The sequence below is a fragment of the bacterium genome, assembly GCA_030654305.1.
Taxonomy (GTDB): domain Bacteria; phylum Krumholzibacteriota; class Krumholzibacteriia; order LZORAL124-64-63; family LZORAL124-64-63; genus PNOJ01.
Genome location: JAURXS010000201.1, coordinates 1 through 20527, shown reverse-complemented (window position 1 = coordinate 20527; position 20527 = coordinate 1). Strand labels below are relative to the sequence as shown.

Here is a 20527-nt window from a genome sequence, read left to right as displayed (position 1 = left end):
CCTGGCTCTCGCGCGGCGCGAGCGGGACGCCGCGCGGTTGCGCGAGCAGGGCGCCCGCCTGTACGCGCGCCTGGCCGACCGGATCGGCGACCTCGTCCTGAACGGCGATGCGCGCGCGCGGCTGCCCGGCTGCCTGAACCTGCGGTTCCCCGGCGTGGTCGCGGGTGAGCTGATGCGCGCCGTGCCGACGCTCGCCCTGTCGGCGGGCGCCGCCTGCACCAGCGGCGACGGCCGGCCCTCGGCGGCGCTGCTCGCCCTGGGGTTGAGCGCCGAACAGGCCGGTTGCTGCCTGCGCCTGAGCCTGGGCCGCGGAACGACAGACGAGGAGGTCGACGCGGCGGTCGACCGGCTGGCCGCGGCGGTGCTGGCCCTGCGCAAGGAAAAGGGGACGGCCTAGGCCGTCCCCGCTCCGTGCCCGCTCTGTGTCCGATCGCGCGGCGGGACGTTTATCCGACCGTTCATCCGACCGTTCATCCGACCAGCGACAGCGAGATCCGCTTGCGCTGCACGTCGACCTCCACGATGCGCACCTGAACTTCCTGCCCCTCGCGCACGACGTCGCTCGGGTGCTGCACCCTCTCCTGCGAGAGCGCCGACACGTGCACCAGGCCGCGGACTCCAGGCAGCAGCTCCACGAAGGCGCCGAAGTCCGCCATGCCGGTCACCACGCCGGTGACCCACTCGCCCAGCTTCAGCTTGTCCTGGACGTCCTGCCAGGGATCGCCGTCGAGCGCCTTGATGGACAGGCTGACCCGCTCGGTCTTGCCCTCGCCCAGGTTCTGCAGGGCGGTGACCTTGACGGTGACCGCCTGGCCCTCCTGGAGGGCCTCGGTGGGATCCGCGATGCGGTGATGGCTGATCTCCGAAACGTGGACCAGCCCCTCGACGCCGCCGATGTCGATGAAGGCGCCGTAGGGCATCAGCCGGACGACCTTGCCGTCGCGCACGTCGCCGACGGCGAGGGACTTGCGCGTCTCCTTGCCGCGGCGCGCCTTCTCCTCCTGCATCAGGACCCGCCGCGAGACCACCAGCCGGCGGCCTCCGTCGGTGAACTCGATGACGCGGAACTCCAGGCTGCGCCCCACCCACGACGGGGGGTCGTTGACGAACTGGTCGTCGATCTGGGAGATGGGGCAGAAGGCGCGGTGGCCGCCGAGGTCGACCACGAAGCCGCCCTTGTTGGTCTCCTTCACCGCTCCGGTCAGCGGCACGCCGCTCTGCAGCGCGTCCTCGAGGAAGCGCGTGTCCTTGCCCTGGGCCTTCTGCTTCAGCGCGAGGCGCTGCTCGGCGCCCTTGCCCACCACGTAGGCCGTGATGTCGTCGCCCACGGCGAAGCGCAGGTTGCCCTCGGCGTCCTGCAGGTCGACGGTGCCGATGGGCAGTTCGCTGCGTCCGCCGTAATCGACGAAGCATTCCTCGTCGCCGATCTGGACGAGCTTGCCCGTGACCTGGTCGCCGGTCTTCGGTTCGGGGGTCTGGTCGTGGGTCCGCTGCTCGCTCTCGGCGAGCAGACGGGCGAATTCGTCGCCGTTCTCGGGGGCGTCGTCGTGCTGGAGGTCGTCGGTCATGCTGGTCTTCCTGGTGGTTTGCGGGTCGGTCGGCGGCGGGGGCCGCGAGGGGGACCCGGAAACTATAGCACAGACGAACCCGCCGCGGCCAACTCCCAAAGGAGCGGCGCCCTGGACCCGGACGACGGCGAGGCATGAGCGGGGGTGGGCGGGGGAGGGCGTTGGCCCTCCCCCGGTCGGTTCACCGGTAGAGGGTTTTGATGGCGCCCCAACTGCCGGTCTCGTTCGGGACGAGGGACGCGGGATCGCTTGGATCGGTGCAGTCGAGGATCTCTTGGGCGTTGCTCACGGTGTCGTTGTCGGAATCCATCGCGCCGTAGTTCACCCAGTTGGTGGTGTAGTCGGCGCCGTACCCGTTCAGGTTGTCGATGTCAGGATTCGAACCATCGGTGTGGCAGAGGGTGCAGGCGCTGGCGGCGCTGCGCAGCGTCGTGCAGGCGGTCGGGTTGGCGTTCAGCCAGGCGTTCTTGCGGCCGCTGGTGGCGCCGGCGTCGGTCGCGGCCAGCAGGGTCAGGGCGAGGCAGGGCACGAGGAACAAGCGTCGCATGTCGACCTCCGGGTGTGTGGGTGCCAGGGGCCCTGCTATAATCATACCGAAGAACAAGGAGTTCCAGAAATTAGTCAACGATTGTTGACGATAGGGGTCGGACGGGGCGCGGCGTGGCGGAGGGTATCCCAGGAATACAGGCCCAGGGCGGCCCAGATCAGCCCGAAAGCGACGGCGTGGGACGAGGTGAAGGTTTCGTGAAACAGGACGACGGCCAGCAGGAATTGCAGGGTCGGGGAGAGGAATTGCAGGAAGCCGACGGTGGCGTAGGGCAGGCGGCGCGCCGCTTCGGCGAACCAGATCAGGGGCAGGGCGGTCACGATGCCCCCGGCGGCCAGCAGCCAGGCGGTGCCGGCCCCGGCGTGGAGGAAGGCCGTGCCGGCGCCCTGTTCGCGCACCAGGAGCCAGGCCAGGGCCGCCGGAGCCAGCAGCAGCGTCTCGGCGGCCAGGCCCAGGGTCCCGTCGGGTCGGATCAGTTTGCGCAACAGTCCGTAGAGGCTGAAGCTGCCGGCCAGGGCCAGGGATACCAGGGGCAGCCCGCCCAGTCGGATCGACAGCCACAGCACCCCGAGCCCCGCCACCGCTACCGCCACGACTTGGGCGCGACGCAGGCGCTCCCGAAGGACGACGACCCCCAGTAAAATGTTGAGCAGGGGGGTGATGAAGTAGCCGAAACTGGCCTGCAGGACCTGGCCGTTGGCGACCGCCCAGATGAACACCAGCCAGTTGGCGGCGATCAGCAGGGTGGTGAGCCCCAGCACCGCGAGCGTCCGGCGGTCACGCAACAGCTTCCCGAGCAACGGGAGGCGGCCGCGCAGCGCCAACAGCCCCGTCAGCAGCAGCAGCGACCAGAGCACCCGGTGGGTCAGGACCTCCACGGGCGCGATGCCCGCCACGGCCTTGAAATAGAGGGGCACGAAGCCCCACCACCCGTAGGCGGCGATGCCGTAGGCGATGCCCGTCCGTTGCCCGTCGTCGCTCTTCATGGCGGGCAAGATACCATGGTGGCGCAGGATGCCCATGGGATTTCATGAATACCCGCCCCGCGACGATGAATATTGCACGAGTTCATTGAATTTTAACTTTCCATAAGGCGCGATCTGGGGTACAATAGTGCCATCAACGGGGAATCAGAGGACGGGGTGATGGTGCTGTACCTTCCCGTCCGTTCACCACAAACGCCCAGGAGGCGCCCCATGTCCCGGATGCTCACGAATCTCCTCGTGCTCGCTCTCGTCGCGCTGGCCGTGCCGGCCCTCGCCATTTCTCCCGACGTGCGGATCAGCCAGGCCTACGGCGGCGGCGGCTCGGGCACCGCGGGCCCGACCTTCAACCAGGACTACGTCGAGATCTTCAACGCCAGCGGCGCCACGGTCGACATCAGCAACTGGACGATCGAGTACGCTTCCAGCACCGGCAGCTGGGGCAGCTCGGCCGGCAACATCTTCACCTTCCCCGTGGGCACCAGCATTCCGGCCTGCTCCTACATCCTGGTGGCCTTCGGCACCCCGTCCGTCGGCGGCGGCCCGCTTCCCTACAACGACTTCACCGGCCTGCTCGCGATGAGCGCCACCGGCGGCAAGGTCGCGCTGTTCAACGCCGTCAACACGAACCTCGCCTGCGGTCTGGAACTCCCCGGCACGCTCGTGGACAAGCTGGCCTACGGCACGACGGCCAACTGCGCCGAGGGCACCCGGATCGGCGCCCTGTCGACCACCACGGCCGCTTTCCGCAACAGCGGCGGCATGATCGACACCGACAACAACCTGGCCGACTTCACCATCGGCACGCCGGCGCCGCGCTACAGCGGCTCGGTGCGCAACCCCGACTGCCTCGCCGTTTCCAGCGAGGACCAGAGCTGGAGCGCGATCAAGGCGATCTATCGCTGATCCAGGTCCGGTGATGAACGAAGGACCGCCTCCCCACGGGGGCGGTCCTTTTTTGATATCAGCGTGTCGATTTTTTCGGCCCGGTCCGGCCGCCGTCTGTTAGAGTCGAGGCGGTGCCTGGTCGCAGGAGGGACCGCGAACGGCCTGCCCTGACCGGTACCGCAGGGCCCGAACCCGTCCGACCATCCGTTCCCGGGAGGAACCAAGACATGCGCTCGCTCAAGTACATCCTGACCGCCTCCCTGCTGCTCGGTCTCGCCGGCGCGGCCGCCGCGCAGTCCACTTGCCTCTACTTCTCCGAGTACATCGAGGGCACCGGCTACAACAAGGCGCTGGAGATCTACAACGCCACCGAGGCGGACGTCGACCTGTCGCGGGTCTCGGTCGAGCTCTATGCCAACGGCGCCTCGACGCCGTCGGCCACCGTCTCCTTCAGCGGGGTCCTGCACAACGGCGACGTGTTCGTCATCGGCCACTCGATGGCCAACGCGGCGATCACCGGCCAGTCCGACGTGCTGTACAACGGCAGTGTCGTGAACTTCAACGGCGACGACGCGGTCGTCCTGAAGCTCGGCGGCTCGATCGTCGACGTCATCGGCCAGGTGGGTCTCGATCCCGGCACGGCCTGGGGCGTCAACCCCTGCACGACGCTCGACCACACCCTGGTGCGCGGCGTCGACGTCTGCTGCGGCGACACCGTGCCCAACGACGCCTTCGTCCCGGCCGCCTCGTGGGTCTGCAACGCGGTCGACGCGTTCGGTTTCCTGGGCCTGCACACGAGTAACTGCCAGGCCGTCGCCAACGACGACGCGGCCTGGGGCGCCGTCAAGAGCATGTACCGCTGATCGCGAACGCTCCGCGCGCGGGGCCGTCTCCCCGGCCGGGAGGCGGCCCTCGTCGCGCCGGGCGCGGAAGGGGACGACGTGCCGCCATCGTGGAAGGGACTGCTGGTCGGCGGGGTGCTGCCGGCCCTGCTGTTCGGCGCGACGGGGATCCTGCAGAAGGCGGCCGGCCGCGCCGGCGCCGGCGTCGGCCCCTACCTGCTCTGCACCGGCGCGGGCGTGGTCCTGGTCGGGATCGCGTTCGTGTTCGCGCGTGTCGACAACGCCTCGAGCTGGCGCGCCGGCCTGCTGGCCGGAGGCGTTGGCGCCAGCTGGGGGCTGGGCATGGCCCTGGTCCTGATCGCCCTGACCCGCTTCGGCGCGCCCCTGTCGAAGCTGGCGCCGCTCTACAACATGAACACGCTGGTGGTCGTGGCGCTGGCGCTGGTCGTCTACGCCGAATGGCGGGACGTCCAGCTGGCGAAGCTGCTCGCCGGGGCGGCGTTGGTGGTGCTCGGCGGGATCCTGGTCGCGAACGCCTGAGGGAGTTTGGCGTCCCCTACGGGGCTCGAACCCGTGCTGCCGCCGTGAAAGGGCGGTGTCCTAACCACTAGACGAAGGGGACGTCCGGGGCGCAAAAGCTACACGCTGGGCGGGGAACTGTCAAACGGGGCGCCCCCACGGGGGTGCCCCGTCGTCGTGGGCGGGATCAGGCCCCAGCGGCTTCGCCGAACAGGGCCGCGGTGGTGGCGATGCCGTTGAAGAAGTTCTCGAGGTGGAACTTCTCGTTGGGCGAATGGATGTTGTCGTTCGGCAGCCCGTAGCCCAGCAGCAGCACGGGCGACTTCAAGCACGACTGGAAGGTCCCGACGATCGGGATCGAACCACCCTCGCGGATGAACACCGGCTCGCGGCCGAAGCCGCGGGTCATGGCGCGGACGCCCGCGCTCATCATCGACGAAGCGCGCGGCACCATCACCGGCGACGCCCCGTGCAGGTAGGTCACCTTCACGCCGACGCCCGCGGGCGCGTTCGCCATGACGTGGCGCTCGAACAGGCGGGCGATCTCCGCGGGATCCTGGTCGGGCACCAGCCGCATGCTGACCTTCGCGCCGGCCTGCGCCGGGATGATGGTCTTGGCGCCCTCGCCCTGGTAGCCGCTCCACATGCCGTTGACGTCGCAGGTCGGGCGCGCCCACATCCGCTCGAGCGTGGAGTAGCCGCGCTCGCCGTACGGCGAGGGGGAGCCGGTGTCGCGCAGCAGGACCTCGTCGGTGAAGCCCAGCGAGGCGAAGGCGCGGCGCTCCTCGGCGTCCAGCTCCCGCACGGCGTCGTAGAAGCCGGGGATCAGCACGCGGCCGTCGGCGTCCTTCAGGCCGGCGACGATCGCGGCCAGGGCGTTGCCCGGGTTCTGCACCACGCCGCCGAAGCTGCCGGAGTGCAGGTCCGCGCGGGGACCGGCGACGTCGACCTGCATGAAGCTCAGCCCGCGCAGGCTGTAGCAGATCGCCGGGGTCTTCTCGTCGTAGAGGCTCGTGTCGCTGATCACCACGGCGTCGCAAGCCAGGCGGTCCGGGTGCTGCTCGACGTAGCGGTAGACGGCCGGGCCGCCGCACTCCTCCTCGCCCTCGATGATGAACTTCACGTTCACCGGCAGCGGTTCGCCCGTGGCGAGCCAGGCCTCCAGCGCCTTGACGTGGGTGTAGAGCTGTCCCTTGTCGTCGCTGGAACCGCGCGCGTAGATGACGCCGTCACGGATCGCGGGCTCGAAGGGGGGGGAGAGCCACTGGTCGAGGGGGTCGGTCGGCTGCACGTCGTAGTGGCCGTAGAAGAGCAGCGTGCGCCGGTCGGCGCGCTGCTCGGTCTCGGCGTAGACCAGCGGATGGCCCTCGGTGGGGATCACCTCGACCACCAGGCCGAGGCCGCGCAGCTCGTCGGCGATGAAGGCCGCCGCGCGGCGGGTGTCCCCGTCGTGGTCGGACTGGGAACTGACGCTGGGGATGCGCAGCCAGTCGCAGAGCTGGGCCACGTGGCGGTCGCGATGGGCGAGCAGGTAGGCGTCGAGGCGCGCGGCGGTGCGGTCGTCCTTGGTCATGGTTCCTCCTGCGGGGTCGGTTCGCGGGGAGCGGCCGGCGAAACTTAGCCTTGACGCCCGCGGGTGTCGAGGGCATTGTGTGCCGCTGCGAATCCCGTTGACACCGCCGGTCGGATTCGCCAAGATCCCGCCTTGCCCGATGCGATCCCTTCGCCGGGCGACGTCGTCGCCCGAGGTTTCACCCTTCAGGAGAATCGAGGCCGCCATGATCATCAGCAAGAGCAAGACGAAGGAAGCCGTCACGCAGTGCAACGTTTCCGGCGAGTTCTACGACGCCCTCGACGCCAAGGTCAACGAGCTGATCAAGAAGGCCGAACAGCGCGCGATCGCCAACGGCCGCAAGACGGTCCGGCCCCAGGACCTCTAGGCTGCGCGTCCACCGGGAATTGATGGAACACGATCCCGGTCCGGATTCACGGAGGCTCCTTGATGGAGCCTCCGTATTTTTGATTAATAGAGCCCGGCGATGTGCCTGGAGGCCGTATTTTTTCCTATTCTGTCATTGCGCAACACGAGATCGGGGTTGTAAAGTGTGGGGGTCGAGGTTTACAGGAATCCCGACACGAGTTGCTCGACCCGCCCCGGTGCCCGGCGCCGTTCCCGTCGAACGGAGACCGTCGCAAGCATCGAACGAGCTGAATCCGATAGGATCGTCCGCATCATCGAGGCCGCGTCGTCGCAGCCACAGACGGATCGGGGGGACACCATGAAGAAATTGTGGGTGACAGGGGTGCTGTTGTTGGCATGCGTCGCCGGGTCGGCTTGGGCCCAGAGCGACGTCATGGACACCATCGGCTATCTCTTCGAGTCGGACAACGATCCCGGCGTGGTCGGCTTCCCGCCGAGCAACGTCGGCGACGTGCTGGCGGGTGTCGGCTACGTCGACAACATCAGCGCGCCGCTGTCCTGGAGCACCGCCGACTACGAGTACACCTGGGTCATCGGCGGCCTCGTGTCCGGCGGCGCCCAGGCGCTCGGCAACGGCAGCTACCGGATCTACTACACGGGCGGCAGCATCGACATCCTCGCGCAGGCGTACCTGTCGGCCGGCTACACGATGCCGGACTACGGCGTCGCGCCCCCGGATCCCCTGGCGATGGCCACCTTCAGCGACGGCGACGTGTACCTGCACGGCGCCTTCACCAACTTCTCGCTGACCTACAACCCGACCACCGGCGTCGGCAGCTACGTCGGCATGCTGGTGTTCGAGCTCGGCTCCCACTTCACCGAGCTGGGCCAGGAACTCCAGAACCCCAACGGGCTGACGCTCGCGGGCACCGTGCTCAACGACGCCACGATCCCCGACGGGTACGACGTGGAGACCGACGGCCACATCTACTACGACGGCACGATCCCGACCGAGCTCCAGTCCTGGGGCGAGGTCAAGAACCTGTACCGTTAAAACGAGCGGAAGGAGGGCGCCATGAAGCAACTGCAGATGAATCGGAGCCGGGTGATCGGGATGACGCTGGCCCTGGCCCTTTGTGCGGCCGTCCCCGCTCTGGGACAGGTCGAGTTCACCTTCGAGGGTTACGCGAAATTCGCTCCCGGCCCCGGCCAGGTCGGCGCCGTGATGACCGTCTACGGGATCGCCAATCCCCCGGTCAGCACGCCCACGCCGATCCCCGTGGATTTCTCCGCCAACCAGTACACGGTGGCCGTCACCGGCATGGTCGTCGACAGCTACGACTTCAACGGGACCGCGCTGACGAAGGACTACGCGTTCAGCGGCGGCACCCTGCAGATCTACGCGGACGCCATCGCCGGCGGCACGGGGGGCAGCTACGCGGCCCCGGCCACGTTCACCGACGGCACGCTGCTGCTGCAGGCCGCCGTCGACAACGGCTGGACGCTGGACCTGAACGATCCCTTCGGATTCGGACAGTACTCCGGCGCCGGCATCGGCACCTGTGACATGAACGGCGGCAGCGAGCTGGGCACGCTCTCCGCGATGGACTACCCGCTGAACGACTGGACCTTCGCCGGCACCGGCGTCGCCGAGCCCTGGTTCCCGTTCTTCACGGTCCCCGCCGGCTACCACTACCTCTTCGGCGTGAAGGTCATCTTCCCCTACGACCCCACGCCCAACGAGGATTCCAGCTGGGGCGGCGTCAAGAGCCTGTTCCGCTAGGTTCCGCCGGATCCGCGACCACGAAGCGCGACACGGGAAGAGCCCGGGGGAAACCCCGGGCTCTTCCCTCGTCACGGGTGTCGACCGCGGTGGGCGACGTCCGGGACGGCACGGGCCGCAACATCCCGCCTTGCGACGCCTCCCGCCTCCACCGGCGGCCGTTCCGCGCCTCTACCCGCGCCAGGGCCCGGAACTCGCTGGAACCCGGCGGGGAGGGGCCATGATCCAACGCATCCGCAGCGGTTCGCTCGACGGCATCGACGGTTTCGAAGTGGTCGTGGAGGTGGACGCCGGACGGGGGCTGCCTTCCTTCCAGCTGGTCGGCCTGCCCTCGACCGCCGTGCGCGAGAGCCGGGAACGCGTCCTGTCGGCCCTGCGCAACAGCGGGTTGTCCTGGCCCAAGGGCCGGGTCGTGGTGAACCTCGCGCCGGCGGATGTCGAGAAGAAGGGGCCGTCGGTGGACCTGGCCATCGCCGTGGGCGTCTGCGGCGTGACGGAGCGCGCCGATCCCGGCGGACGCGGCGAGGCGGTGCTGCTGGGGGAGCTGTCTCTGGACGGCTCCCTGCGCCCGGTCAGGGGGCTGCTCGCGATCGTGACCGCCGCCGCCGCCGAAGGGCGGCGCCTGTTCGTCGTCCCGCGCAGCCAGGCCCGGGAGGCGGCCCTGGTGCCGGAGGTGACGATCCTGGCGGCGGGGACGCTGGCCGAAGTGGCGCAATGGCGCGCCGGCAGGGGGCGTCTGCACGAGATCATTGCCGAGTCGCCGACGCTGGCCGGACGCAGCCCGCCCCCCTCCCAGCTGGCGTTCCTGTCCCTCGCGCCGGCCCGCGCCCGTCGGTTGGCCGTCCTGGCCGCGGCGGGGCGGCACGACCTGCTGCTGGTGGGGCCGCCGGGGACGGGCAAGACCCAGCTCTCGCGCGTGGTGGGATCGCTGCAGCCGGAACTGACCCGGGCGGAGTCGCTGGAGGTCGCCCGCATCCACGGCGCCGCCGGCCTGCTGTCGCCGCCGGCGCCGGACTTGCGCCGGCCGTTCCGCGCGCCCCACCACACCGCGACCCGCGCCGGCCTGTTGGGCGGTGGCGCGTCGTTGCGGCCCGGCGAGGTCACGCTGGCGCACCGGGGCATCCTGTTCCTGGACGAGGTCTCGGAGTTCACGCCGAGCGTCCTGGACGCGCTGCGCGAGCCGCTGGAGGAGGGGCGGGTGGCCGTCGCCCGGGGCGCCGGCGTCAGGTTCTGGCCGGCCGACGTCCAACTCGTCGCGGCGATGAACCCCTGCCGCTGCGGCTGGTACGGCAGCCGGCGGCGTCCGTGCCGCTGCACCGAACGCCTGCGGGCGGCCCACCGCAGCCGCCTGTCGGGTCCCCTGCTGGACCGCATCGACATCTTCGCCGAACTGGAGGAGCCCGAGGATCCCCTGCGCGGCGGCGACGTCGCCGACCCGCGACGCCTCTGGGAGTGTGCGGTCGGGGAGGTCGAGGCCGGGAACGCCCGCCTGGCGGACTCCCGCCGGGCGCGTCCGGCCTCGCTCGCGGAGGCGCGCGGCCTGATGGACGCTCCCGCGGCCGCCCTGCTCGAGGCGGCCGGCGGCTCGCTGGGTTTGACCGTGCGCTCGCTGATGCGTTGCGCCGGCGTGGCGCGCACCCTGGCCGCGCTCGGCGACCGGTCGCTGGCGAACCGCGACGACGTGGTCGAGGCGCTTTCCTACAGGCGGGAACAGATCGCCTCGCTCGCCTGACGCGTGCGGGGCATGAGGGAAGGGCGGCCCGCGGGGGCCGCCCTTCCCTTGCGTGTCGTGGTCGAGGTCTAGAAGTTGGCCGTGAACCCCAGGGCCCAGCTCATCGTGTTGAGCGTCTGCGAGGTGTAGCCGGTCACGGTCTGCGGGCCGATGCCTTCGATGTATTCGTAGACGGGGATCCTGGTCTCGCCCTCGTCCATGACGCGGAACGAATCCTTCGGCTCGAATTCCACCGTCATGTGGTGGAAGAGCACCTCGAAGCGGATGCTGATGAGCTTGTCCGCGACGAGCCGGATGCCGCCGCCGCCGTTGAGGTCCCAGGAGTCGGCGCTGTCGCCCGTGTAGTCGGAGTTGATGCTCAGCCAGGTGCGCGTGACGCCGCCCTGCACGTAGGGGTGCCAGCGTCCCTTGGCGAAGTTGCCGTAGTCGTGGGGGTAGAAGACCGCGTTCAGCCCCGTGCTCAGGGTGATGATCGAGCGGTTCTCGGCGTCGTACTCGCCGATGCCCTCCACGTCCTCGAGGGTGTACCCGCCGGAGCCGGTCGCCTGGTTGGAGAGCGAGCGGGGATTCGCGACCGTGGCCGTGTACTCGGACACCGAGACGCCGAAGACCGGCTCCAACGAGAACCAGGGGTAGAGGTTGTAGTTCAACCGCAGCTGGGGGTTGAAGGCGGACTGCCCCTTGATGACGACGTCGCCGAAGTAGGTGTCCTCGCTGGTGTACTTGTAGATGATGTTGTCGTGCTCCAGCAGGGTCTTGTCCAGCATCCAGAAGCCCAGCGTGAGGGAGGTCTCGAGCGTGCGCTCGTCGATGATCGGCTCGTAATCGACCTGCTGGACCTCTTCCGCGGCCTGGGCCGCCTGCTGCTCCTCGAGGGTGGAGTGGCGCAGGTTGTACGACTTCTCGCCGACCTGCTGCTCCTGCGCGCCGGCGTCCGCGCAGGCGAACACCGACAGGCAAATCCCGAGGGCCAACAGTTTCTGATGCATGGTCAGCTCCTGTCCCGTTGCGACGCTATCCCGTGGACCTGAATGTCGGATCTTGCCGGCCCGGTGTCAACCCCGAAAGGCCCAGGGATCCCCCGGCCAGGGCGGCTCCGCAAGCCAGGACAGGTGACGGACTTCGGCCTCGAGCCGGACCCCGAAGCGGTCCAGGACGGCCGCCCGCATCTGCGCGGCCAGCGCCAGGACGTCATCGCTGCGGGCGCGCCCCAGATTGACGATGATGTTGGCGTGTCCCGTGAAGACGCCCGCGTCGCCGATCCTCATCGTCTTCGCCCCGACGGCCTCCAGCAACGCGCCGGCCGGCTGCCGCCGCCCGCCGGGTTCGGCCGGCGGCAGGTTCTTGAACCAGCTGCCGGCACAGGGGAGCTCGACGGGGTGCTTGGCGTGCCGCGACGCCAGGTGGTCGGCGCGCTCGGCGTGGGCGGTCGCCAGGTCGCCGCGCTGGAGCGACAGCACGGCGCCGAGGATGAGGTCCCGGCTCTCCTTGAAAGCGGTCTGGCGGTAGGCGAACCCGAAAGCTTCCGGCCCGACCGTGTCGACACGGCCGTCTTCCCGCAGGACGGTGGCTTCGCGCAGGAACTCGCCGATCTCGTGGCCGTAGCAGCCGGCGTTGCCGACCAGGGCGCCGCCCAGGCTGCCCGGGATGCCCGACGCGAATTCCAGGCCCGTCAGGCCCGCCTGCAGGCTCTCGACGACCAGCCGGTCCAGGGGGATGCCCGCGGCGGCCCGGACGGTGTCGCCGCGGATCTCCAGCGCGTCGTCGGCCATCACGCCGATCAGGCCGCAGAAGCCGCGATCGTCGGCCAGCACGTTGCTGCCGCCGCCGAGGCAGACGGCGGGGATTTCCGCGTCGCGGGCGAATTCCAGGAACCGCTTGGCGTCCCCGCTGTTCCGCAGCCAGGCCAGACCGAGCGCGGGGCCGCCGATGCGCAGGGCCGTGACCGTGCTCAAGGGGACGCCCGGCAGGAAGCGCTCCGGGTGGGAACGTCTCAACTCCGCCACCGCGCGGGCGATCCGCTCTGCTTCCGCTGGACGGTTGTCTTGCGAGCCGGTCCGGTGCATGGTAGACCCTTCGGCGGGATGGGCGCGGTCTGTCTCGGTGCGATCCACGATCCTCACCGTATCCGGCGACGTCAAGGAGAACCGTGCCCGAGCGCCGCACCACCCTTCTGGCCTTCCTGGCCGCGCTGGCGCTGCACGTGCTGCTGCTGCTCGTCACCTGGGACCTCGACTTCTTCCGTCCCCTGACCGAAACCGCCGCCGAGACGCCCCGCGAGCAGACCGTGGAGGTGGTGCTGGAGGCCGAGCCGGCCGTGCCCGAGCTGCCGGCCATCGCGCTGCCCACGGCGTACACGAGCGTGCCGGAGCGCCAGCAGGCCGAGGAGCCGCCGGCGGTCCCCGACTTCCTGGCGCTGCGCGACAGCCGGGCCGCGGACCGGATCGCCGGCGGGCAGCCGGAGTCGTCGCCGCGGGCGGAGCGCACCGGGGAGTTCCCCCAGGTGGCGATCCTGCCCGACGCGGGCGGGGATCGACCCGCCGACGCGACCGTCATCGCGACGTCGCCGGGAGGGGGGGGGAGCCCCGAGGGCGACCGTGACGCCGAGGGCGAGACGGTGCAGCGCGGCCGCGACCTGCCGCAGACGCCCGACGGCGAGACGGCCAGCGGCGGCGAGGCCGACCGGTCGCAGCAGCCCCGACGGGGCGAGGGAACGCGACCCCCGGCGCCGGATCTCGTCGAGGTGCCGGCGACGGGTGCGGTGTCGGTGCTGGACGACCGCCGCGGCGAGCCCGGGGACCGGGGTTTCGTCTACGAACAGGACGCCTTCAGCCCCGCCGCCGGGAACCTGATCCAGTTCGGGGACTTTCAGCTCAGCACGGTCGAGTGGGACTTCGCGCCCTGGCTGGAGTCGTTCAAGCGGGCCTTCCTGCCCAACTGGATCCCGCCCTACGCGTACCACCTCGGCGTCATCGACGGCTGGACGATCGTCAAACTGGTCATCCTGACCGACGGCACCGTCGCCGGCATGGAGGTGGTCGAGAAGCAGGGCCACGAATCCCTGCACCAGGCGAGCGTGGCGGCGCTGCGCGCGACGGCGCCGCTGAAGCCGTTGCCGGAACACTTCCCGGACCCCGAGCTTGTCTTGACCGTGAAGCTCCATTATTCTGCGCAGGAAGAGCTCCCGCCCGACGGGCCGCGCCGCTGATCCGCGGCGGACCTCCCCTGCGCGACTTCGTCGAAGGAATGGACTGGACATGTGGGAACTGATCCGCGCCGGCAACGTCATGATGATCCCGCTCGGCCTCTGCTCCCTGGTCGCGCTGACGGTGTTCCTCGAGCGCCTCTACGCGCTGCGACGGAGCCGGATCCTGCTGCCGGAGGTCGCCGGCGCGGTCGCGACGCTGGGCGCCGCCGATGACTTCGTCGTGGCCCGCGCCATCCTCGCCCGCAACCCGGGACCCTTCGCCGCGGTGATCGGCGCCGGGCTCGACCACGCCGACCACGACTGGCAGATCGTGCGCGACGTGCTGCAGGAGGCGGGCCGCCAGGAATCCGTCCGCATCTCCCGCCACCTGAACATCCTGGAGGTCGTGGCCGCGGTCGCGCCCCTGCTGGGCCTGTTGGGCACGGTCACCGGCATGATCCGCCTCTTCGAGGACGTCAAGGCGGTGGGGCTCGGCGACGCCACGCTGCTCTCGGGCGGCATCTCCGAGGCCATGATCACCACGGCCGCCGGCCTGATCATCGGCATCCCGGCGCTGGTGGCCTACTACTGGCTGCAGGGCCGCGCCGACGCGATCATCTTCGAGCTGGAGCGGTACGCCACGCAGGTCCTGGACACCTTGCGCGAGCGGCGCCTGCGCGCCGCGCCGCGGGCCGGGAGCTGAGCATGCAGTTCGCGCCGCCGCGCCGCAGCAACCGCACCATCATCAACGTGACCTCGCTGATCGACGTCATGTTCCTGATGCTGATCTTCGTGATGGTCACCTCGACCTTCAAGGAACCGCAGCCGGCCATCCAGCTCGACCTGCCGGGCTCGACCAGCGCCCGCGCCGTCGACGAGGGACCCTCGGTGATCACGCTGACCGAACAGGGAGCCCTGTACCTGGACCGGACGCCGATCGTCGAAGCCGAGCTCGTCGCGGCGCTGCGCGCGCGGCTGGCCGAGTCCGGCGACGACCGCATCGTCCTGCGCGCCGACACCAACAGCCAGCACGGCCGCGTCGTGCACCTGATCGACCTCATCAAGGACAGCGGCTACGCGCGCGTGAGCCTGTCCGCGCGCGTCGAGGCCGCCGCCCCCGGGAGCGCGCCTTGACGCTGCCCGGGCCGAGACCTAGAATGCGCCGGCCCGCCGCGCCGGCTTCCCGGACCAGCGAAGGAGACCGCATGTCCCAGTTCCCACCGCGGGCGCCGCAGCCGCGGCCCACGGCGATCGTCGCCGGCGCCCTGCTCGCCGTCTGCGCCTTGAGCGCCGTCCTGGCCGGCTGCACGAGCGACGAGGCGAACCTCGTCGGCACGGGCCTGCCGGGCGAACTGCAGCTCAACACGCCCCAGACGGTGTTCGTCGAGGCCCTGTCCGCGAGCGGACGGGTGGCCGTCAAGGACGAGTCGCTGTCCTACGACCACAACGAGCTGCTCTACTTCGGCAGCCAGGGCGCCGACACCTCCTCGATCCTTGTGCGCTACGACGTGCAGACGCTGCCGGACAGCCTGCCGGAGGGCGCCCTGCTGGACGAGACGACCGTCACCAGCGTGAAGCTGCGGCTCTTCCGCACCGAGGCTTACGCCGCCGTTCCCGACTCGCTGCTGGACGTCGTGCACCCGCTGGTGCCGCAGAACCCGACGAAGGTGTTCGAGATCCACACGCTGGCCGCCCCCCTGGACGTCGCCCTCTATCCCGGACCGGAGCCGGCGACGGCGGATCCGCTCGGCTCCCAGGAGGGCTCCGGCGCCTCGGTGTTCCTGGACGTGCCCGTCGCGCAGTTCCTGATCTGGGTGGCCTCGGGCATGAACGGCCTGCTGATCCGCGAGGGCGCCGGCTCGCAGCCCGGACTGCTGGGCTACGCCGCCGTCGACATGACGACGGCCGGCTACCAGGAGATCGACCTGGTCGGCGCGGGCACGACGGTCGGTCCCGTGCTGACGGTCGCGTACCGGAACGAGGCCGCCGCGCTGGACACCGCGTTCGTCTTCGAGCCGGATGCCGACGTCTCGACCTTCCACGCGCTCGCGGCGCCTCCCGCCGGCTTCGACGCCGGCCTCGAGGTCCAGACGCACCTGCGGCGCTACCCCTACTTCTTCCCCGACCTCGCCGGCCTCCCGGACGACATCCTGATCAACCGCGCCGTCCTGAGGCTGGCGATCGACGCGGCCTCGTTCGGGCCGGTGGAGTCGCTCGTCCTGCACGAGGTGCCGCTGTCCCTGCTGGCCGGCCGCGACACGGTCACCGTCCAGGAGATCGAGGCGGCCGCCACGACCTCCACCGGGATCCTCGCGGTCGACTTCGGCCAGATGATCTTCGACGAGGAGACCTGGGTCGGCTTCGACATCACCGGCACCGTGCAGCGCTCGCTCAACGGCGCCCTCGCGCCGGACACGGTGCTGCTGCTGACCGCGGGCGAGGAGTTCGGCGGCTACAGCGTCAGCGGGAACTACTCGCCGGATTTCTACTTCGGCCGGATGCTCTTCCTGGGCGCGGGCCACCCCTCGCTGGCGCCGCACTTCGAGATCACGTTCACGCCCTTCAGCGGAGGTGGGTCATGAGCGCCTGCGCGCGCGTCGCGGCCGCCGCCCTGTTGCTGTCGCTGGGCGCCGCCGCGTCGTCGGCCCAGAGCCCCTTCGCCCGCACGAACATCGGCCAGGACATCCGCGCCAGCGACGCCCGCATCGAGGGTCGCGGCGGGTGGGGGGTCGCGGAGAGCGACACCCTGTCGCCGTCGTTCCACAACATCGCCGGGCTGCCGGGACTGCGTCACGTGGCCATCTCGGTCTGCGGCTTCGCCGCGCTGACCGCCAGCGAGTCGGCGACGGCCGACCGCAACACGAGCCGCGTCACCACCCCGAGCGTGCGCATAGGCCTGCCGCTGCTGGACGGCCGCGCCGCCGTGACGGCGGGGTTCCGCGCGCTGCGCGGCACCCAGTACACGAGCGTCACCCCCCTGGAGTCGCTGCTGCCCGATCCCGACGATCCGGGGGGCGAATCGGTGATCTTCCACGGGACCGAGACGCTGGTGCGCGAGGGCACGCAGTTCGAGGTGCCGCTCGGCGGCGCCTACCGGGTGAACGACCGGCTCTCGCTGGGCGCGACCCTGAACCTGGTGCGCGGCGTGGTGCGCGAGCGCCTCCGCGACGACGTGGGCACGCCGGACGGCACCGGCGACTCGCCGTACGTGGCCGTGTCGGAGGTCCTCACCGACGACATCAGCGGCCTGTCGACGACGTGGTCCGTCCAGGCCCGGCCGTGGCGGGACCTGAGCGTCGGCGCGACGGTCACCCCTGGCCACGGCTGGGACATGACCCGGACCCGGGACATGCTGGGCCTGCCGGGCACCCGGACGCAGGCGTACGAGGTCCGGCTGCCGGCGACCTGGACCCTGGGCGCCCAGATGCCCGTGCGCGGCCGCTGGCGCGCCGGGTGCGAGTTCGAATCCCAGCCCTTCAGCGACTTCGCGGGGAACGACACCTGGGCGGCCGAGATGGTCGACGCCTGGCGCTGGAGCGCGGGCGTGGAGCGCGTCGAGCAGTGGCGCCGCCGCGGCGGCTGGCGCAACCTGCCGCTGCGCCTGGGGGTCTCGCGCCAGCGCTGGCCCTACCAGGTCGGCGGCGCCGACGTGCTGGAGACCAGGATCGCGGCGGGCACGGGCCTGACGTTCCGCGATCAGAGCGGGCACCTGGACGTGGCCCTGTCGTACGGCTGGACCGGCGACCGGCAGGACAACGGCCTGACCGACCGCACCTGGCGCCTGACGGTCTCGCTGGCGGGTCTCGAGCGTTGGTGGTAGGATCAGGGGAGGCGCTCGGGCGGGCGCGCATCCCAACGGGAGGGGAGTGGACTTGAGGCACGGCACGCGATCGGACATCCGGTTCCCGGCGCTCGGCATCCTGCTGACCGCCGCCCTGGCCCTGCTGGCGAACGGCTGCCGGGACAAACCCGCCGAGAGCACGTTGGACGCGGCCCTGGCCCCGTTCCGCGGGCTGCCCGTCGAACAGCAGGATGCGGCCTTGCGCCGCGCCCTGGCCGACGGCTCGGTGCCGGCCCACCTCGTCTGGTACGAGCTCGGCAACCTGTCCTACCAGGCCGCCGCCGCTGCCGACGCCCCGCCCCCCGGTCCGGACTCGCCGACGGGCCGCAACGCCACCCTGGACTCCGCCCTGACCTACTTCCAGCGGGCCTCGGCGCTCGACACCCTGTTCGTCGAACCGCTGGTGAACGCCGGCCTGATCTGGGACGACGTGGCCGAAGGGCGCGACGTCATCGCCCGCAACGCGCTCACCTCGGCGCGCGAGTGCTACCAGCACGCCATCCGGCTGCGGCCGGACGACGAGAAGGCCCGCTGCAACCTCGGTTCGCTGAACTTCCGCCGCCACCAGTACGCCGAGGCGATCGAGCAGTTCAACACGGTGCTGGCCGGCAACCCCCGCAGCGCCCTGGCGCACTACAACCTGGCGATCATGTTCGCCGAGTCGAAGATGTACCGCGAGGCGATCCGCGAGTGGGAGGCCGCCGCCAAGTACGACCGCGACGGCGACATCGGCGATCGCTCGCGCCAGAACATCAAGGTGATCCAGGACCTCATGAAGGCCGAGGTCCCCGCCGGGGTCGCGGCACCCTCCCATTCCTGACCCGGCCCGCCGGTCGGTCCGCCGGAGCGCGATGAGCTTCCCGCTGCCCGTTCCCGACGCCCTGCGCGCCGCGCTGCCGCGCGGCTGCGGCGTGCTGCTGGGCCTCAGCGGCGGCGTGGACAGCAGCGTGGCGCTCGCCCTGCTCGCGCACCTCGGCTGCGAGGTGCACGCGGTCACCCTGAAGAATTTCTGCACGAGCGACGGGAGCTTCGGCGGCGAGGGCAACCGCTCGTGCTGCTCGCTCGACGCCATCGACGCCGCGCGCCGCACCGCCGCCGCTCTGGGCGCGCGCCACTGGGTGAGCGGCGTGGAGCCGGCGTTCCGTTCGCGGGTGATCGAGCCCTTCGTGGACGAGTACCTCGCTGGCCGCACGCCGAACCCCTGCGTGGGCTGCAACGCCGCCGTCCGTTTCCCGCAGTTGACGCACCTGGCCGACGAGCTGGGCCTCGATCTCGTCGCGACCGGCCACTACGCCCGCGTCCTGGCCGGCCCCGACGGTCCCGAGCTCCACCGCGCGCTCGATCCCGACAAGGACCAGTCCTACTTCCTGCACCGCCTGGAACGCGACGTGCTGGCGCGGTGCGTGTTCCCGCTGGGCTGGTCGGCCAAGCTCGACGTGCGCGCGGCCGCGGCCGCGCTGGGCCTCGAGGCGGCGGCGCGCCCGGACAGCCAGGAGATCTGCTTCGTGCCGGACGACGACCGTTCGTTCCTGTTCTCCGGCCGCGACACGGGCCCCGGCGGCGAGATCGTCCACCGGGACGGGCGGGTCCTGGGGCGGCATCGCGGCCTCGCCCACTACACCGTCGGGCAGCGGCGCGGGCTGGGCATCGCCGGCGCCGAACCCCTGTTCGTCGTCGCGCTCGAGAAGGAAGGCAACCGCGTGGTGGTCGGGCCGCGGGACGCGCTGCGGGTCGGCCGCGTGCATTGCGACGGGTTCGTCGACCTGGCCGGCGTGCCGCGACGCGGCCCGGTCGGTCCCGGCCCGTGGACGGTGCAGCTGCGCCACCGCCACGCCGGCGTGCCGGTGCGGGACTGGTCGCGGGACGGTGCGAGGTTCGAGGTCGAACTGGACGGCGCGGCCGAAGGCGTGGCGCCGGGCCAGTTCCTGGTGCTCTACCGGGGGGACCGCGTCTGCGGCGGCGGGCGCATCGTCGGCGCCGGTCCCGCGCAGGGAGGGGATGCGTCGTGAAAGTGTCGCGCCGCTGGATGGCGAGCCTGCTGGTCCTCATGCTGCTGCTGGCGGCGCTGACGCTGGCCGTGCGCTTCCTGCTGCCGGTCGACCGCTTCGCCCGGTCGGCGCTCGCCGAACTGAACGCGGGATCGGGTGTCGAAGTCACCGTCGGCAAGGCGCGGGTCGACCTCTGGCCGACGCCGCGGGTCGTGCTGTCGAACGTGGTGGCGATCCCCGGTCCCGAGGCGCGCGCCGCGGCGCCGGGCGGCGTGTCCTGGTTCCTGAAGGCGAAGTCGGCGACGGTGCGTCCCGACTGGCGCGAACTGGCGGGCGGGCGCGCCGCCCTGCGCGACGTGCGGCTGGCGCAACCGCATCTGGAATGGACCCTGGGGGACGGCGTCACGACCGCGGCCGCCCAGGCCGCCGCGGTCACGATCCTCCCCGTGCCCGGACGCCTGCGGTTGCGCGTGGACGAGGCGGACTGGAACGGGACCGCGGTCTCGGCCGACGCGGAATGGGAGGGCTGGCCGGGTCCCGGCCGGTTGCGGGGGGAGTGGCGCCTGGAGCGATGCGATGCGGGCGCGCTGTTCGGAGCGCTGCCCCGTCGGCTCTACCTGGGCCCGACACCCGTCGCCGGGCTGGACGGCGGGAAGTTGGAAGCCTCGGGCGGTTTCGACTGGGCGTGGCCGTTGCCGGCGCCGGTCCGTTTCCGCGATCTCGTGCCC

General features: G+C 71.0%; 22 protein-coding genes and 1 tRNA gene. 16 read left to right on the top strand and 7 right to left on the bottom strand.

The window, feature by feature from the left end:
• The coding region (locus Q7W29_05405) for a hypothetical protein (GenBank protein ID MDO9171253.1) at positions 1–397 on the top strand (397 nt) is incomplete at its 5' end.
• 73 nt (positions 398–470) lie between these two features.
• Here Q7W29_05405 and Q7W29_05400 read toward each other — a convergent pair.
• The 3 genes from Q7W29_05400 to rarD form a co-directional block, all read right to left on the bottom strand.
• A complete protein-coding gene (locus Q7W29_05400) occupies positions 471–1568 on the bottom strand; it encodes a S1 RNA-binding domain-containing protein (GenBank protein MDO9171252.1) in 1098 nt (365 codons plus the stop codon).
• Between the two features lie 181 nt (positions 1569–1749).
• A complete protein-coding gene (locus Q7W29_05395; protein MDO9171251.1) occupies positions 1750–2115 on the bottom strand; it encodes a hypothetical protein in 366 nt (121 codons plus the stop codon).
• 74 nt (positions 2116–2189) lie between these two features.
• The gene (rarD, locus tag Q7W29_05390) at positions 2190–3137 is read right to left on the bottom strand and encodes an EamA family transporter RarD (protein ID MDO9171250.1); all 948 of its coding nucleotides are present in this window, start codon (positions 3135–3137) and stop codon (positions 2190–2192) included.
• A gap of 174 nt (positions 3138–3311) precedes the next feature.
• Between rarD and Q7W29_05385 the strand changes: the two genes are divergently transcribed.
• From Q7W29_05385 to Q7W29_05375, 3 genes are all read left to right on the top strand, one after another.
• On the top strand, positions 3312–4004 hold the full coding sequence (locus Q7W29_05385; protein ID MDO9171249.1) for a lamin tail domain-containing protein: 693 nt from the start codon (positions 3312–3314) through the stop codon (positions 4002–4004).
• 209 nt (positions 4005–4213) lie between these two features.
• Complete coding sequence (locus Q7W29_05380) at positions 4214–4849, top strand: lamin tail domain-containing protein (protein ID MDO9171248.1); 636 nt, start codon at positions 4214–4216, stop codon at positions 4847–4849.
• A gap of 78 nt (positions 4850–4927) precedes the next feature.
• Positions 4928–5368, top strand: a complete 441-nt coding sequence (locus Q7W29_05375; protein MDO9171247.1) for a hypothetical protein — start codon at positions 4928–4930, stop codon at positions 5366–5368.
• A gap of 7 nt (positions 5369–5375) precedes the next feature.
• On the opposite strand, the gene Q7W29_05370 is transcribed toward Q7W29_05375, so the two are convergent.
• Together Q7W29_05370 and Q7W29_05365 are read right to left on the bottom strand one after the other, a co-directional pair.
• Positions 5376–5450: transfer RNA gene (locus Q7W29_05370), tRNA-Glu, on the bottom strand.
• An 84-nt stretch (positions 5451–5534) separates the two neighbouring features.
• The gene (locus Q7W29_05365) at positions 5535–6920 is read right to left on the bottom strand and encodes a dipeptidase (GenBank protein ID MDO9171246.1); all 1386 of its coding nucleotides are present in this window, start codon (positions 6918–6920) and stop codon (positions 5535–5537) included.
• A 205-nt stretch (positions 6921–7125) separates the two neighbouring features.
• Between Q7W29_05365 and Q7W29_05360 the strand changes: the two genes are divergently transcribed.
• The 4 genes from Q7W29_05360 (at position 7126) to Q7W29_05345 (ending at position 10783) form a co-directional block, all read left to right on the top strand.
• Positions 7126–7287: a DUF1931 domain-containing protein gene (locus tag Q7W29_05360; GenBank protein MDO9171245.1), complete on the top strand. Its 162-nt coding sequence runs from the start codon at positions 7126–7128 to the stop codon at positions 7285–7287.
• Positions 7288–7626: 339 nt separating this feature from the next.
• Complete coding sequence (locus tag Q7W29_05355) at positions 7627–8322, top strand: hypothetical protein (protein MDO9171244.1); 696 nt, start codon at positions 7627–7629, stop codon at positions 8320–8322.
• Positions 8323–8343: 21 nt separating this feature from the next.
• Positions 8344–9051 (top strand): hypothetical protein, encoded by a 708-nt coding sequence (locus Q7W29_05350; protein ID MDO9171243.1) that lies wholly within the window; start codon positions 8344–8346, stop codon positions 9049–9051.
• Positions 9052–9271: 220 nt separating this feature from the next.
• Positions 9272–10783 carry a YifB family Mg chelatase-like AAA ATPase gene (locus Q7W29_05345; protein MDO9171242.1) on the top strand — a complete coding sequence of 504 codons (1512 nt, stop codon included), beginning with the start codon at positions 9272–9274 and terminating at the stop codon, positions 10781–10783.
• Between the two features lie 68 nt (positions 10784–10851).
• Here Q7W29_05345 and Q7W29_05340 read toward each other — a convergent pair whose 3' ends face one another.
• Entirely contained in the window at positions 10852–11772 is a 921-nt protein-coding gene (locus tag Q7W29_05340; protein MDO9171241.1) for a hypothetical protein, read from the bottom strand.
• 66 nt (positions 11773–11838) lie between these two features.
• A complete protein-coding gene (gene murB, locus Q7W29_05335; protein ID MDO9171240.1) occupies positions 11839–12780 on the bottom strand; it encodes a UDP-N-acetylmuramate dehydrogenase in 942 nt (313 codons plus the stop codon).
• 152 nt (positions 12781–12932) lie between these two features.
• On the opposite strand from murB, the gene Q7W29_05330 reads away from it, so the two are divergent.
• The 8 genes from Q7W29_05330 to Q7W29_05295 all read left to right on the top strand — a co-directional run.
• Positions 12933–13991 carry an energy transducer TonB gene (locus Q7W29_05330; protein ID MDO9171239.1) on the top strand — a complete coding sequence of 353 codons (1059 nt, stop codon included), beginning with the start codon at positions 12933–12935 and terminating at the stop codon, positions 13989–13991.
• A gap of 49 nt (positions 13992–14040) precedes the next feature.
• Positions 14041–14673 carry a MotA/TolQ/ExbB proton channel family protein gene (locus Q7W29_05325; protein MDO9171238.1) on the top strand — a complete coding sequence of 211 codons (633 nt, stop codon included), beginning with the start codon at positions 14041–14043 and terminating at the stop codon, positions 14671–14673.
• A gap of 2 nt (positions 14674–14675) precedes the next feature.
• The gene (locus Q7W29_05320) at positions 14676–15104 is read left to right on the top strand and encodes a biopolymer transporter ExbD (protein ID MDO9171237.1); all 429 of its coding nucleotides are present in this window, start codon (positions 14676–14678) and stop codon (positions 15102–15104) included.
• 71 nt (positions 15105–15175) lie between these two features.
• Positions 15176–16552 (top strand): hypothetical protein, encoded by a 1377-nt coding sequence (locus Q7W29_05315; GenBank protein ID MDO9171236.1) that lies wholly within the window; start codon positions 15176–15178, stop codon positions 16550–16552.
• A complete protein-coding gene (locus Q7W29_05310) occupies positions 16549–17790 on the top strand; it encodes a hypothetical protein (protein MDO9171235.1) in 1242 nt (413 codons plus the stop codon). The genes Q7W29_05315 and Q7W29_05310 overlap by 4 nt, the downstream gene beginning before the upstream one ends.
• A gap of 52 nt (positions 17791–17842) precedes the next feature.
• A complete protein-coding gene (locus tag Q7W29_05305; GenBank protein ID MDO9171234.1) occupies positions 17843–18631 on the top strand; it encodes a tetratricopeptide repeat protein in 789 nt (262 codons plus the stop codon).
• A 31-nt stretch (positions 18632–18662) separates the two neighbouring features.
• Complete coding sequence (mnmA, locus tag Q7W29_05300; GenBank protein ID MDO9171233.1) at positions 18663–19820, top strand: tRNA 2-thiouridine(34) synthase MnmA; 1158 nt, start codon at positions 18663–18665, stop codon at positions 19818–19820.
• On the top strand, positions 19817–20527 hold a 711-nt coding region (locus Q7W29_05295; protein MDO9171232.1), incomplete at its 3' end, for a hypothetical protein. The genes mnmA and Q7W29_05295, both read left to right, overlap by 4 nt.